Consider the following 14,438-nt stretch of genomic DNA (forward strand, 5'->3'; position numbering starts at 1 on the left):
TTAATTCCTTTGGGCTTTCTAAAGTCAAAGTATCCATTTTTAGAAAGAAGGCATCATGAACACTGCATCATCCCCGGCCCAGGCGAAAACCGGATCGCTCATGTCCATGGATCCCCAGCGGCAGGCATTCCTTCTCCTCCGGACCGTGTTCACCGTGGCGCCGATCATTTTCGGCCTGGACAAGTTCACCAACGTGCTCACCCACTGGACGATCTACCTGGCGCCCGTGGCCACCTCCGTCATTCCGGTCCCGGCCCAGACCTTCATGTACATCGTGGGAGTCGTGGAGATTGTGGCCGGCATTGCGGTGGCGGTCCGGCCACGCTTTGGCTCGCTCCTGGTGGCGGTCTGGCTTCTGGGCATCATCGTGAACCTGCTGGTGCTGGGCAACTTCTTCGACGTCGCCCTCCGCGACTTCGGCCTGCTTGTGGGCGCACTCGCGCTCAACCGCCTGGCCGTCGCCTCGCAAGCTGACGGCCAGGCTTAGGCCAATACCCGCAGGGCGCCCGGAACCACGTCGATGTCCAAGGGAAGATGGCCGATCCGCTCACCATCGGCGTAGGCCACCACGTTCTCGGCGGCAAGCCGCACTGAACGCACCCGGCGGATTTCCACCGCCGGGTGCGAGGTGTGCCGGCCGGAGAAGACCCTGGGGAAGACAGCGAGGAGGGCCAGCCGGGATAACGGCTTGACGATAAACAGATCCAACAAACCGTCGTCGGGCGCGGCATCCGGGACGATGCGCATGCCGCCGCCGATCGATGGGGCGTTGGCCACCGAAATCAGCATGGCGCCTTCCTTCGTTTCCGCGCCGTCGGCAGTCACGGTGTAGTTGATGGCCCGGAACGATCCGAGCTCCCGGAGCATCGCCAGGGTGTAGCGGAGCGTACCGCGGGGCCACCTCCAGGAGTTTGCCCGTTCATTGACGGCAGCGTCGAATCCCGCCGATACAGCTCCCGCAAACCACATGGTTCGTCCGCCGATGGTGATGCGGCCGGCGTCGAGCACCCGGCCGCCGTCGGCGAGCGCCGAAATCACGCGGGCACAGGAGCCCTCGACATCCTGCAGAGGCAGCCCAAGCATCCGGGCTACGTCGTTTCCCGTACCCACGGGAACAATCCCGAGCGGCAACCCGGTCCCGCTCAGTGAGTTGACGCCCAGATGGACCATGCCGTCGCCGCCCACCACCACCAAGGCTTCGGCGCCTGTGCGAAGCGCTTCGTCCACCGCTTCCCGCAGGGCGTCCATGCTGTCGCGCCGAAGTACGACGACGTCGAGACCCGCCTCGCGGAGGCAGCGGGCGGCTTCGTCCCCGGCAAGGGCGTGCCGTCCAAACGCTGCGGTTGGATTGACCGCCAGCACGATCCTTCGGAGAGATCCGTTCAGCCCGTGGGGGCCGGTACTTGGCAGGTGAATGGGATGATCGGGGCCGGCCGGGGAGTTCACAGCATGAATCATGCCACCGGCACGGGCGTGATCCGGGGAACTAAAGCCCGGGCCGCCGTCGTTCTCATGGTGGGCTGGCTAGACTTGCCAAGATCGCCGCTCCGCACCGGGACGGCGGGAAACTTCAGAATCCCAGAGAAAGGCCCGTGGTTGGCTCAGGGCAGCAGTTCCCACTATCAGATCCTCCGGGTTCCCGTCACCGCGACGGACAAGGAGATCAAAGTGGCCTACAGGAAGGCCGCGAGGAACGCCCATCCGGACCATGGCGGGGATCCTGAGGTCTTTCGGCAGGTCACGCTCGCGTACGAGACCCTGATCGACCCCAAACGACGCGCGGAGTACGACCGCCGGTACGCGAGCGGCACTTCCGGCAGGGCGAACCGTTTCCCGGCGCAAAGGCCGGATTACGCCGGGACCGGCGCTCCAGGGCCGGAAACCCGCACCGGCGTCCACAGGCCGAATGCCCCGCGCAACACGGCCGGCGACGCCCCCGTCTATGTCCCGCCCTTCGATGATCCCCACGAGGTGCCCCTGCTCTCCAAGGGCGAGGCCGCCTTGCAGATCCACGGGATTCCCCGGAAGCGTGGAATCTTCGGGGCCGAAGCCCGCATTCAGCGCGAAATGCGGACAGTCCAGCTCATCAGCCGCCAGATCCTGCCTGCCATCCCGTCGGCCCGGCTCGTCAACGGTCTCCGCTCCCCCTCGGACGACAGCCACATCGACCACGCCCTCCTCGCCGGCTACCGCCTGGCGCTCATCGGTTCCATGCTGCTGCCCAAAGGCGCCTATGCCTGGGACGGGGTGGCGCTCAAGCACGGCGGACGTTCGGTGCCACCGCCGCAGCTCGAGCTGATCGTTCGCCACATGCAGGAGATCTTCCCCGAACTGAATGTGACGGGTTGGGTAGTCGTCCACAGCCCGGACGGCAACCCCCACGAGCCGGTCATCGACCACTACCGGCGCCAGGACGGGGACTTCGGTTCGGTGCAAATCGTCAACGCCTCCGGTTTGGCCCGCGGCCTCAAGCAGTTCCTGAGTTCGGGCCCCGTGCCCAACACCGTGGTTGTCCCGGTTCTTGCCCGGTTGCTCCGCGGCATGCACTGAGCCCGCAGGAGCCACCCCGTATTTTCGCTGGCTAGGATTGATACGTGTTCCGCATCCTCTTCCACACCCCTGAAATCCCGGGCAACACGGGAAACGCCATCCGGCTCGCCGCCATCACCGGCGCAGAGCTCCACCTCGTGGAGCCGTTGGGCTTCGACTTCTCCGACGCGAAGCTGCGCCGAGCAGGACTCGACTACCACGACCTGGCGGTGGTCACGGTGCACAAGGACATCGAGGCCGCATGGGCGGCTTTGCAGCCCGAGCGCGTCTTCGCGTTCACGTCCGACGGCGAATCCTCCTATACGGACATCGCCTACGAAGAGGGCGATGTTCTGATGTTCGGACCCGAGTCCGTCGGGCTTCCCGACTGGCTGAAGCAGGACCCGCACGTCACGGCCCGCGTCCGGCTCCCCATGCTGCCGTCCCTGCGCTCGCTGAACCTTGCCAACGCAGCCTCTATCGCGGTGTATGAAGCCTGGCGCCAACACGGTTTTGCGGGCGCGAAGCTCTAGCGGGCCTGCTCGTCCGCCCGGACATCCACTAGGTCACCTCCGCGGGTCACCCATCCAAAGCTCCCCCTGCGCCGAATACCCTATGCAGGCCAACAGCCTGGGCAGGCATCTGGCCTGCGAAGCAGGGCCGGTGGGCGACGGCCGCGGAAGGGGCACAGGTGACTACTCTCAAGACCCGCAGTGCTTCTGGTACTGCCAGGGTCACGAGCAACCTATGCTGGACGGTGATGGATACACCGAATGTGGGAGGCCCCGAGGCCCCCGGCCTGATTGCCGGCTCGAATGCGCAGCTTGCGGAGTTGCTGGGGTTGATGGCCGCCGGCGACCGGCTCGCCTTCAGCGAGTTCTACCGCCTCACTGCGCGGCGGGTCTTCGGCATGGCCAAGCGAGTGCTGGTGGATGCCGGCCTGAGCGAAGATACCACCCAGGAAGTGTTCATCCAGGTCTGGCAGAACGCGGCCAAGTTCGATCCCGAGGCCGGCAGCCCGCTCGCGTGGCTCATGACCATCACCCACCGGCGCGCTATCGACCGCGTCCGCTCGGCCCAGTCCGCCACGGACCGGGAAGCGAAATACGGCGCCGCGAGCCAACTCCTTGACCACGATTCAGTGGAAGAAGAAGCCAGCAGCCGGCTTGAAGCCGAGGCCGTCACCCGTTGCCTCGGCACCCTGACGGAAACGCAATTGGAATCCGTACGGCTCGCCTACTATGGCGGGCTCACCTACCGGGAGGTCGCCGAACAACTCGGTGCCGCGATTCCGACCATCAAGTCCCGCATCCGCGATGGACTTCTCCGACTCAAGACTTGCCTGGGGGTGAGCTGACATGACCGAACACGATGACAACAAACGGAACTTCGGGAAGGAAGGCCTCCGCAGGATGTTTGCCACCGATATAGCCACTGACCTTGCCGAAGGCCGCGTCTTGGAGCTTGCCGAGATCTATGCCCTCGACGCCTTGAGCGACGCCGAGCGTGCTGAAATCGACAACTACATTGCCACGGCGCCTGAACGCTCGGCGTTCCTCGAACGGGTCCGGCAGTCACGCGAAGCCCTCACCGCTTCCTTCGCCGACGAGGCCGAACCGCGGCCCGGGCTCTTGCAGGACATCCTGCGGCAGCTCCCGGAACAACCACGAACTGCACAAACCGGCACAGCGTCCGCGCCGTCGTCGGTTCCCGAAGTGTCGTCTGGAACCGCAACGCACGTTGCCCCCGACGTCGTGGACCTCGCCGCCGCACGGAACCGACGGGATCGCCGACGCTTCGGAGGCGTCCGTGGTTGGGTGGCAGCCGCTGCGGCTGCCGCGGTGATTGCGCTTGGCGGCGTGGGCGTCGGCGTCTACGTAGCCGGTCAGAACGATCCTGTGAACCAAGTGCTGCAGGCCGGCGATGTCCGTCAAGCTACCGTCGACGTCAACGGTGGCGGTACCGCCACCGTGTCCATCTCCAGCTCGAAGAACGCCGTGGTAGTCCGCATGAACGGCGTTCCCGCTCCCCCGGCCGGCAAGGTCTATCAGATGTGGCTCATTCCCAAGGACGGCTCCGACCCTGTATCCCAGGGCCTTATGGATGCCCAGGCATTGAGCCATCCGGCGGTTGTCTCCGGCATTTCCAGCGCGGCGTCCATCGGCATCACGGTTGAACCCGTGGGTGGCTCCAAGAAACCGACCCTCCCCACGGTCGCTGCAGCACCTCTCACCTAGAGCGAGAGGCCCTGCCCGCCGTTGGCTCTTGCGGCAGGGCTTGACCTTGACGTTACGTCAACTTCTACGCTGGATACATGAAGCAGGACAAGGCAGGTACTTGGACCATTTCCGAGCTGGCCAAGGCCAGCAAGGTCTCCTCGCGGACTTTGCGCCACTATGGCCACCTCGGGCTGTTGGAGCCTGCCCACACAGGATCCAACGGCTACCGGTATTACGGTCAGCCTGAGCTGCTGCGACTGCAGCGGATCCTTCTGCTTCGTGAACTTGGCCTTGGGCTCGAGACCATCGGCGAAGTTCTGGATGGCCAGGCCGACCCTGTGGAGGCACTTGCCGTGCACAGGGATTGGCTGCTGGCCGAGCGCGACCGACTGGACCGGATGTCCCGGACGGTCGACGCCACTATCGCAGCACTACGTCAAGGAGAAACCATGACCGCGGAGAACATCTTCAAGGATTTCGACAACAACCCCTACGAGGCCGAGGCTCGCGAGCGCTGGGGCGATCCTGCCGTCGACGAGAGCAACGCCCGGCACTCGGCGATGACCACAGCCCAAAAGCAGGCGTTCATGGAAGAGTACGCGGCGCTGAACCAGGATCTTGCCCACTGCTTCGACGCCGCCCTTCCGGCGGACCACCCGGACGTCCAGGCCGCCGTCGGCCGGCATTACAAGTGGATCTGCGCGAGTTGGACGCCAAACGCCGAATCCTACGTAGGCCTGGGACAGATGTACGTGGACGACCCCCGGTTCACTGCAAATTACGACAAGGTCCGGGTAGGCCTGGCGCCCTACCTGCTCGAAGGCATCAAGGTCTACGCAGCGCAAAAGCTCCGTTAAGGCACTCTTGCCGAAAAGCGCGACGGCGGCCCGTCCCCATTGGAAACACAGGGGACGGGCCGCCGTCGTACCGGCTGCTAAGCAGCCCCGCTAAATGATCAGCGAGAGCACCATGATGAAGCCGAAGCCGACCACCGAGATGAGTGTCTCCATCACCGACCAGGTCTTGAACGTCTGCCCGACCGTCAGGCCGAACAGTTCCTTCACGAGCCAGAACCCGGCGTCGTTGACGTGGGACAGGAAGAGCGAGCCGGCACCGATGGCCAAGGCAAGGAGTGCCGCGTGGGTCGGGCTCAGGCTGCTTGCCAACGGAGCCACGATGCCCGCAGCCGTGACAGTGGCAACTGTCGCCGAGCCCGTGGCCAGGCGAAGCGCCACGGCCACCAGGAACCCCAGGACCAGCACGGACATGTTGGCGCCTTCGGCCCATTTCTTGACTGCGTCACCGACTCCGGCACCGATGAGGGTCTGCTTGAAACCGCCGCCCGCGCCCACGATCAGCAGGATCGCGGCGATCGGTCCGAGGCTGCTGCTGAGCTTGGAGGTAATCTTGCTACCGGTGAAACCGACCGCGTAGCCGAAGGTCACCATGGCGGCGAGCACGGCCAGGGTCATCGCAACGAGGGGCTGGCCAATGAAGTCCAGGACGGTGCGGATCATGGGTGCCGTCTTGGGATCGGCCCAGACGATGTCCGCGACGGCCTTCAACAGCATGAGCACCACCGGGAAAATGATGGTCAGCAGGGTGACCAGGAAGCTGGGCTGACGCTTCACTTCGCTGAGGTCGACGGCGTGCTTGGTGTCGACGCCGCCGGCCACCGCAGGAGCATCAACTGGAACCCAGCGCGCGGCCAAGCGGGAAAACAGCGGTCCACAAATGATCACGGTGGGAACGGCCACCAGGAGCCCAAGAGCCAGGGTGGTGCCCAGTTCAGCCTTCACCGCGCTGATGGCGATGAGCGGGCCCGGGTGCGGCGGGACCAGTCCGTGCAACACGGACAAACCCGCGAGGGCCGGAATGGCAATGCGCATGAGCTTCATCTGCGAGCGCTGGGTGACCAGGACGATCACCGGAAGCAGCAGGACGAGGCCGATCTCAAAGAACATCGGGAGGCCGATGATGACCGCAACCAAAGTGATCATCCAGACCACCTTGTTGCCGCTGGCTTTCTCCAACAAGGTGTCCACCACGCGGTTTGCGCCGCCGGAGTCCGCCAGGAGCTTGCCGAGCATGGCGCCGAGGGCAATCAGGAGGCCGACCTCTTTAAGGACGCCGCCCACGCCGTCTTCGAAGTTGCTGACCACTTTATCGAGGCCGACTCCCGATGCCAGGCCGACGAAGGCCGAACCTAGCACGAGGGACAAGAACGGATGGACCTTGAATTTCGCGATCAGCAGGACGATCAGCGCGATGCCGATAGCCGCGACCACCAGGAGTTGGGTATCGTGCCCGGTCCAGTTCACGCTGCATCTCCGGTTGTGTGTGCCGGCTGTGCCTCAAGGCCGAGCCGTTCGATGATTTCGTCTGCCTCTTCGGCAGGAGAAGCGGAGACGCACAGCGAGATGTGGTTCTCGTCCTCGGTGGGCGCTTCCAGCGCATCGAATTGGGATTCCAGCAGCGAAGCAGGCATGAAGTGCCCGTGGCGCGAAGCCAGCCTGTCGGAAATCTTGTCCTTGCTCCCCTGGAGGAAGACGAACACAACGCCCTCGCCGCGCAAGACGTCCCGGTAGCGCTTCTTCAAGGCCGAGCACGTGATGATGCCCGGCTTTCCAGCTGCCGTACGCTCCTTGATCCAATCGGCAATGATGTCCAGCCACGGCCAACGGTCCTCATCACTGAGTGCGTGCCCCGCATGCATCTTTGCCACGTTCGCTTCCGGGTGCAGGTCGTCGCCTTCGGCGAGGTCCCAGCCCAGGCGTCCGGCCAATACGCCGGCCACTGTCGATTTACCGGAACCGGAGACGCCCATGATCACAAATACCGGTTGTTGTGCAGTCTTCGCCATCAAAGTCTGCCTCTCTCAATTAAATATGATTTAAACGAGACTAAGCATATGACACAGGTTACACATCAGCAATTTCAGAAACCGGCGATGGTTTGGGACCCGTTGACTTCCACCACATGGAACGCTTCGGCGCTGCGCCCGCCGGGCATTCCGGCGCGCGAGGCATTGTGCCGGAGCATGCCCCGCACGGCCCGTTCCATGCCTTCCAGATCGGGGTGCTGGCTCGCGTGGATCCGGATGGCAGCCAGTTTCGCGTCCACGTGGTCGGTGACGTCCACGAAATAGTTCTCACGGGTTTCGGGACCGGCGAAGAGCCACAGCCATGGCAATTTGAAGGCCTCGAGGCCCGCTTCGGCCAGTTCCGGATACGCGAAGGGATTCTCAAGCGCGGGGTACACGGCCCGCGTCACGATCTCCCCCACTGCGAGGTGGTCGGGGTGGCTCTTCTGGATCCGGTCCCAATTGCGTTCCGGGTGCATGGCAAGAACGATGTCCGGGCGGATCTCGCGGATGAGTTTCACCACTTGCTTGATGACCCCATGCGTCGGTTCCAGGTAACCATCGCGCTCATGGAGGTAGTGCACGTCCGCCACGCCGACGAGGACAGCGGCCTGTCGCTGCTCCTCTGCGCGCATGGAGATGATCTCTTCGCGGTGTGCAGGATCAAAACCTCCGGCATCGCCGTCTGTCATGACGCAATAGCTGACCTCGACGCCGGCAGCGGTCCAGGCAGCGATGGTTCCGGCCGCGCCAAAGTCGACGTCGTCCGGGTGGGCGGTAAAACAAAGCACCCGCTCAACGCGCTCTGTGGAGGCGTTGAACGGGCTCTTTGCTGACGTAGCGTCAGAAGACAAAGGGATCAGCCCTTCCGCTTTTTGATCTCTTCGGTGGCCTGTGGAACAACCTTGAAGAGGTCACCGATGATGCCGAAGTCCGCGATCTCGAAGATCGGCGACTCAGCATCCTTATTGATCGCGACGATGACCTTGGAGGTCTGCATTCCGGCCTTTTGCTGGATCGCCCCGGAGATGCCCGCCGAGATGTAGAGCTGCGGAGACACCGTCTTGCCCGTCTGGCCAACCTGGTAGTCATGACCGATCCAGCCCGCATCCGTGGCGGCACGGGAAGCCCCGAGCGCGCCGCCCAGTGCGTCGGCCAGTTCTTCCAACGGACCGAAGTCGCCGTCGACGCCGCGTCCACCGGCAACCACGATCCGGGCTTCGGTAAGCTCGGGACGGCCGCTGGCAGGCTTTTCCGCACGCCCGGTGACCCGTGCGGCATTCGCGGTGGCATCAGCCGGGACGTCGATGGTGACAGCCTCGGGCGTGCCTGACGCGGCCGGGGCCTCGACGTCGACGCTGTTCGGCTTGACGGTGAGCACGGCGACGGCGGTGCGCGCCTTGGCCGTGGTGGTGTACGAGCCGGCGAGGACCGATTTGTGGGCCGTGCCGTCGGCGTCGACCCCCACAACATCGGTGATGACGCCGGCGTTGAGCTTCACGCCAAGACGGGCTGCGATTTCCTTGCCGTCGGCGGTGTTCTCCAGCAGGACGGTCCCGGCTCCGGAGGCCTCTACGGCCGCGGCCAGATAGGCGGCTTTCGGCCCAACCAGGTAGTCGTCCAGGTCCGTTGCGGATGGGCGGTAAAGAACCGAGGCTCCGTGCGCACCCAAGGCGGCTGCGACGTCGTCGTGCAGTTCGCCGTTGACGGCGACCACAGCTTCCCCGAGCGAACGCGCGATCGTCAGGAGTTCCAGGCTGCTCTTCTTGAGCGCTGTGCCCGGGTTGTCAATGAATACAAGTGCTTTTGCCATGTGTCGGAATCCTCTTAGAGCAGCTTCTGGGCGGCCAGGAACTCAACCAGCTTGATGCCGGCGTCGCCTTCGTCGGTGATGATGGTGCCGGCAGTGCGCGGCGGCCGCGCCTCCGCGGTCTCGACGGCGGTCAGGGAACCCGCGGCGCCCACCTGCGCGGCATCGACGCCGATATCGGCCAGGGTGAGTGCCGTGATCTTCTTCTTCTTGGCTGCAAGGATGCCTTTGAAGTTGGGGTATCGCGGTTCGTTGATCTGGTCCGTCACGGAGACCAGCGCGGGCAAGGTTGCCTCCACGGTGTCCGCGTGGGCGTCACCGTCACGGCGCGCTACGATGCGTTCGCCGTTGACCTCCAGGGACGAAGCAAAAGTGACTTGCGGGAGTCCGAGCCGCTCGGCGAGCTGTGCCGGAACCAAGGACGTTTCGCCGTCGGTCGACGCCATGCCCGTCAGGACGAGGTCAACGGGCGAGTCTGCACCGAGATACCGGATCGCCGCGGCAAGGGCCAGCGAAGTGGCTGCGGCATCGGAGCCGGCCAAGGCGTCGTCGCTCAAATGCGCTCCCGAGGAGGCACCGATCTGCAGGGACTTCTTGACCGCGTTCACGGCACCGGCTGGACCCATGCTCAAGGCGATGACCTCGTTGCCGGCCTTGGCACCGCCGCGGTCTTCGCTGAGCTGCAGCGCGGCTTCGAGTGCATACTCGTCCAGTTCGGACAGGATGCTCTCGTCGCGGTCCGTGGTGTTGCCTGGGCCGGTGAGGTGTCGGTCGAACTGCGCGTCCGGGACGTGCTTGACCAGAACAACAATCTTCAATGTATCTCCCACTGTGTTCGAGGCAGCCTTCCATACTCGGGGATGGCCAGCAACTAGGCGCATGGCCAAGAGTGCCCGGCATACGGGCTCGTCCTAGCTAAGCATATTGCGGGACAAGTCGGACAACGGCGCCGCGTTAACTCCTGTTTCGTGGATCGCCACCGCCACGGCGGCAAGAGCACACGACGACGGCGGGCCGCACCGGTGGTGCCGCCCGCCGTCGTCGACGTGCTAGTCGGTTCGCGTGCTGGAATCCGCTGCTACGGCGTAGCTGTTACGGAGCAGCGTCCAAGGTCACGTCGAGCTCCTGCGACTGGCCGCTACGCTGGACGGTCACCTTGACTGTTGCGCCTGCCGGCTGCTCCCGGACAGCCGCAGTGAGCTGCTCCGGGTCGGTGATGTCTATACCGGCGAACTTGGTCACGACGTCGCCCACCTTGAGCCCGGCCTTCTCAGCTGCGGAGCCCTTGGTCACGGCCGCGACCTGCGCGCCGATCGAGAACCCGGAGCTGCTGCCTGTTGCCGACTTAGGCTGAACGCTGACGCCGAACTGCCCGTGGGTTGCCTTGCCGTTCTTGATGAGTTCCTGCGCAATACGCTTCGCGTTGTTGATCGGGATGCTGAAGCCAACACCAATGTTGCCGCTGGACGAAGACGAAGAACTGCTGCTGCCGGCAGAAGCGATTGCCACGTTGACGCCGATGATCTCGCCCTTGGTGTTGACGAGCGCTCCACCGGAGTTACCCGGGTTGATCGGCGCGTCGGTCTGGATCACGTTGAGCGAAACGGTGCCCTGGCCCGCACTGCTCTGGCTCTGGCCACCGCCTGGAGGGGCGAATTGGAATCCGCCCTGGCCGCCGTTTTGCGAATTGTCCGAGCCGCCGTTGGGAACAGCCGACGACGCCACGCTGATGGTGCGGTTGAGCGTGGACACGATGCCGTCGGTGACCGTGCCGGGCAAGCCGAGCGGAGCACCGATGGCGATGGCGTTGTCTCCGACGTTGATCTTGCTGGAATCACCCAGGGTGGCCGGCACGAGGCCGGAAGCGTTGTCCACCTTGATGATGGCGAGATCCGACAGCGGGTCCGTACCCACTACCGTCGCCTTCAGCACGCGTCCGTCGCTCAACCGCACTTCAATGGCGGCGTTCGCGCTGGCACCGTCAAGGGTCACCACGTGGGTGTTCGTCAGGATGTGGCCTTGGTCGTCGAGGATGATGCCCGAACCGGTGCCGCCCTGGCTCCCGCTTGAAGCCATGATGGTCACGACGCTCGGAGTAGCCTTGGCCGCGGCTGCTGTGATGGCGTTGACGTTGTCCGTGTTGTTGACAATCACGGTTCCCGCCTGGCCGCTGCCGGCCGCCACCGGGGTCCGGCTGTTCAACAATTGATCGCTGGCGGCCACCACGCCTCCACCCACGAGACCGGCTGCCAGGATGCAGGCCACCAAGGTCCCGACGCCGAAGACCGGCTTGCGCTTCGGACTAGCCGCCGGACCTCCCGGGTGGGCGGGGAACTGCTGAGTGGGATAGTGCTGCGCAGGGTTCGGTCCGCCATAGAAAGGCTGGTGCTGCGGGTAGGCGTGCTGCTGTCCCGCGCTGTGCTGGGAAGCTCCGTGTTGGGGCGCTCCGTTCTGGGGAGCGCTGTGCTGAGCGTGGATCTGCTCGGTGGCGTTTTCGGCCGGGCCTTGGGCCCATGGTGCCGGGGCTACCGGGGTCTGTGCTGTATGCGCCGGCTGCGCTGAGTAATCGGGCTGCGCCGGGTAATCGGGCTTCGCAGTGAAATCCTGACCCGGCTGGTATGCCGGCAGCGGGGCCGTAGGCTGGGAATTGGCTTGCTTGTCCGCTTCCGCCTTGCCGGTGCTCTCAGGACCATGGTTCTCGGGGCCATTGTTCTCAGGCTCGGCGCCCTGTGCTGGGTTCTCCGTCATGGGACTTCCTTTCTTCCTCGTCCCCTTAACTATCGTCGCTCTTGCTGGATCAAGAGTCGACGTTCGCTGGGAGCTTGCTGAACGCCGTCATCGGATTGGCCCTATGCCGTCGAATGCTGCCGACAAGCCCCTCAACGTTGGAGAAGGTACGATTTCTCCCCGTTTCGCTGGCGGCATATTTACCGCTGTGGACGCTCCAAAAGGTGCACCATAGTATCAAGTGGAATTGCCACAGCGACCTGCCGCTTGACAACCATGCGTGGGGGCGCTGATGCATTCTGTTTCGATTGCTCCGGCCCGGACCAGTCGCAGACGTGCTGAAGGGTTGCACATGCGGTCAATGTTGAAACGTGTACTCGCCGTCATCGGCCTGGCCGGATTGCTGGTCCTCCCGGCCACCGCAGCCTGGGCCGAGGGTCCGGTGACCATCCCCTCCGGCCAGAACATCGTGGACAACGCGAATGTCCTGGGCAACCGCAAGGGCGAGGTCCAGGATGCCATCCAGAAGCTCCTGAAGGACCACAAATACAACTTGTACGTGGTCACGGTGAATTCCTTCGAGAACCCCTCATCGCCCGAGGCCTGGGCCACGGCAGTGGCCACCAAGAAGAGTATGGGCAAGGCTGACGTCATTCTGGCCATCTCCACGGCCGGTCAGTATTATTTCGCACCCAACTCTGCAAGCGCGATCTATTCCAAGAGGTCAACCATTTCGTCCAATGCCATCGCGGCCAACCTGGGCGCAGGCAAGCGTGACTTTGCCCAGGCGGCCATCGACACCGCGGCCGCCGTCGGCGACGCCGCCAGCGGGGGCAGCGGCACGGTTCCTAGCGGCAACTCGGGTGCAGTCGTTTTGATCGGTGCCGGCGTTGTCGCGGCCGGCGGTGTGGGCACGTACTTGTACTTCCGTAACCGCCGCAAGAAGGGCCAGGCATCCGGAACGAGCTACGGCCCGCAGGGCGAACAGCTCGATCCCCTCGCCTCCTTGAGCATCCCGGACTTGCGGCGCAAAGCCGGGTCCCTGCTTATCGAAGCGGACGACACCATCAAATCCAGCGAGCAGGAACTCGGCTTCGCCCAAGCGCAATACGGCGATGCCGCCGTCGGGAACTTCACCAAGGCCTTGCTGGAAGCAAAGAACCATATGACCGAGTCCTTCAAGCTCCAGCAACAGCTCGATGACCACATCCCGGACACCGAAGAGCAGCAGCGCAGTTGGCTTGGCGAAATCATCCGGCGCTCGGACGCGGCCCTCGAGTCGCTGCGGGAGCAGAAGGCCGATTTCGACTCCCTGCGCGAGCTGGAGAAGAACGCGCCGCAGGCTTTGGCCACTGTTGCCGCCGGGGCGAACGAAGCCGAGGCAAAGATCAGCAGCGCGGAGCAATCGCTCAACGGACTGCGCGAGAAGTACGCAGACAGCGCACTTGGCCACGTGAGCGACAACATCACCCAGGCCAAGGACCGGCTTGCCTTCGTTCACAACGCAACAACGACGGCGCAGGAAAAGCTCGCCGCAGGTGAGAGCAGCCTCGCCGCTGTGGCCGTCCGCGCCGCGGAAGAAGGCCTGCACCAGACCAACGTCCTGATCGACGCGATCTCCAAGGTGGCGGGCAACCTCGACGAAGCCCGGAATTCGCTGGAGGGCGCCGTGGTGGAGACCAGCCAGGACCTGGCCCAGGCCAAAGCGATGATCCAGTCCGGCGAACACCCGGAGCTGGCCGGTCCGGTGGCGGGCGTCGAAGCCGCACTGGCGCAGGTCAAGGCCGAAATCCAGGGCGGAAAGATCGATCCCATTGCCACCCTGGACCGGGTGGAGAAGGCACACCAAGCCTTGGACCAGTCCCTCTCGGGAATCCGTGACCAGCAGGAACAGGCAAGGCGCGCGCAAGCCGCGCTCCAGCAGACCATCATGGCTGCCCAGTCCCAGATCAGCGCTACCTCGGACTACATCGCGGCGCGACGCGGCGGCGTTGGCCCCGAGGCCCGTACTCGTTTGGCCGAAGCCCAACGGAATCTCGACTACGCCCTGTCCATTTCCCGCAATGACCCCGTCACCGCACTGACGTACGCCCAGCAGGCCCAGTCGCTCGCTGCACAAGCCGCGCAACTGGCCCAGTCCGACGTCGATCAGTTCGGCGGCTTCGCCAACCAAGGCTACGGCCGCGGCGGCATGTTCGGTGGTGGAGGCAGTGGTGGCGGCCTCGGCGGAGCGATCCTCGGCGGCATCCTCATCAACTCCATCCTCCACGGCGGAGGGGGCGGCTGGGGC

At 64.5% G+C, this 14,438-nt stretch carries 14 protein-coding genes; 7 read left to right on the forward strand and 7 right to left on the reverse strand.

What is annotated here, in order from left to right; all coding sequences use genetic code 11:
* Positions 1 to 55 precede the first annotated feature (55 nt).
* Positions 56 to 487 (forward strand): hypothetical protein, encoded by a 432-nt coding sequence (locus AC3WJM_RS20115; RefSeq protein WP_332601940.1) that lies wholly within the window; start codon positions 56 to 58, stop codon positions 485 to 487.
* On the opposite strand, the gene AC3WJM_RS20120 is transcribed toward AC3WJM_RS20115, so the two are convergent.
* Entirely contained in the window at positions 484 to 1,362 is an 879-nt protein-coding gene (locus tag AC3WJM_RS20120) for a diacylglycerol/lipid kinase family protein (protein WP_492272781.1), read from the reverse strand. The genes AC3WJM_RS20115 and AC3WJM_RS20120 overlap by 4 nt on opposite strands.
* A 234-nt stretch (positions 1,363 to 1,596) precedes the next feature.
* Here AC3WJM_RS20120 and AC3WJM_RS20125 point away from each other — a divergent pair, with 234 nt between their 5' ends.
* The 5 genes from AC3WJM_RS20125 (at position 1,597) to AC3WJM_RS20145 (ending at position 5,605) form a co-directional block, all read left to right on the forward strand.
* Positions 1,597 to 2,550, forward strand: a complete 954-nt coding sequence (locus tag AC3WJM_RS20125) for a J domain-containing protein (RefSeq protein WP_492272782.1) — start codon at positions 1,597 to 1,599, stop codon at positions 2,548 to 2,550.
* Positions 2,551 to 2,594: 44 nt separating this feature from the next.
* Positions 2,595 to 3,062 (forward strand): tRNA (cytidine(34)-2'-O)-methyltransferase, encoded by a 468-nt coding sequence (locus AC3WJM_RS20130; RefSeq protein WP_059387528.1) that lies wholly within the window; start codon positions 2,595 to 2,597, stop codon positions 3,060 to 3,062.
* 227 nt (positions 3,063 to 3,289) lie between these two features.
* Complete coding sequence (gene sigK / locus AC3WJM_RS20135) at positions 3,290 to 3,886, forward strand: ECF RNA polymerase sigma factor SigK (protein WP_492272790.1); 597 nt, start codon at positions 3,290 to 3,292, stop codon at positions 3,884 to 3,886.
* 1 nt (position 3,887) lies between these two features.
* Complete coding sequence (locus AC3WJM_RS20140; protein WP_492272783.1) at positions 3,888 to 4,766, forward strand: anti-sigma factor; 879 nt, start codon at positions 3,888 to 3,890, stop codon at positions 4,764 to 4,766.
* A 77-nt stretch (positions 4,767 to 4,843) separates the two neighbouring features.
* Complete coding sequence (locus AC3WJM_RS20145) at positions 4,844 to 5,605, forward strand: MerR family transcriptional regulator (RefSeq protein WP_492272784.1); 762 nt, start codon at positions 4,844 to 4,846, stop codon at positions 5,603 to 5,605.
* Positions 5,606 to 5,695: 90 nt separating this feature from the next.
* On the opposite strand, the gene AC3WJM_RS20150 is transcribed toward AC3WJM_RS20145, so the two are convergent.
* The 6 genes from AC3WJM_RS20150 to AC3WJM_RS20175 form a co-directional block, all read right to left on the reverse strand.
* Positions 5,696 to 7,069 (reverse strand): GntT/GntP/DsdX family permease, encoded by a 1,374-nt coding sequence (locus AC3WJM_RS20150; protein ID WP_059387525.1) that lies wholly within the window; start codon positions 7,067 to 7,069, stop codon positions 5,696 to 5,698.
* Positions 7,066 to 7,611, reverse strand: a complete 546-nt coding sequence (locus AC3WJM_RS20155) for a gluconokinase (protein ID WP_492272785.1) — start codon at positions 7,609 to 7,611, stop codon at positions 7,066 to 7,068. Before AC3WJM_RS20155 ends, AC3WJM_RS20150 begins: the two co-directional genes overlap by 4 nt.
* A gap of 74 nt (positions 7,612 to 7,685) precedes the next feature.
* Positions 7,686 to 8,465: a PIG-L deacetylase family protein gene (locus tag AC3WJM_RS20160; RefSeq protein ID WP_492272786.1), complete on the reverse strand. Its 780-nt coding sequence runs from the start codon at positions 8,463 to 8,465 to the stop codon at positions 7,686 to 7,688.
* A gap of 5 nt (positions 8,466 to 8,470) precedes the next feature.
* Complete coding sequence (locus AC3WJM_RS20165; RefSeq protein ID WP_284991532.1) at positions 8,471 to 9,424, reverse strand: electron transfer flavoprotein subunit alpha/FixB family protein; 954 nt, start codon at positions 9,422 to 9,424, stop codon at positions 8,471 to 8,473.
* 14 nt (positions 9,425 to 9,438) lie between these two features.
* Positions 9,439 to 10,239, reverse strand: a complete 801-nt coding sequence (locus AC3WJM_RS20170) for an electron transfer flavoprotein subunit beta/FixA family protein (RefSeq protein WP_492272787.1) — start codon at positions 10,237 to 10,239, stop codon at positions 9,439 to 9,441.
* A 274-nt stretch (positions 10,240 to 10,513) separates the two neighbouring features.
* On the reverse strand, positions 10,514 to 12,169 hold the full coding sequence (locus tag AC3WJM_RS20175) for a S1C family serine protease (RefSeq protein ID WP_492272788.1): 1,656 nt from the start codon (positions 12,167 to 12,169) through the stop codon (positions 10,514 to 10,516).
* A 331-nt stretch (positions 12,170 to 12,500) separates the two neighbouring features.
* Here AC3WJM_RS20175 and AC3WJM_RS20180 point away from each other — a divergent pair.
* Positions 12,501 to 14,438 (forward strand): TPM domain-containing protein (locus AC3WJM_RS20180; RefSeq protein WP_492272789.1); only part of this gene is annotated, 1,938 nt, incomplete at its 3' end.

It is taken from the genome of Arthrobacter sp. FW306-1B-G06A, from assembly GCF_058781765.1.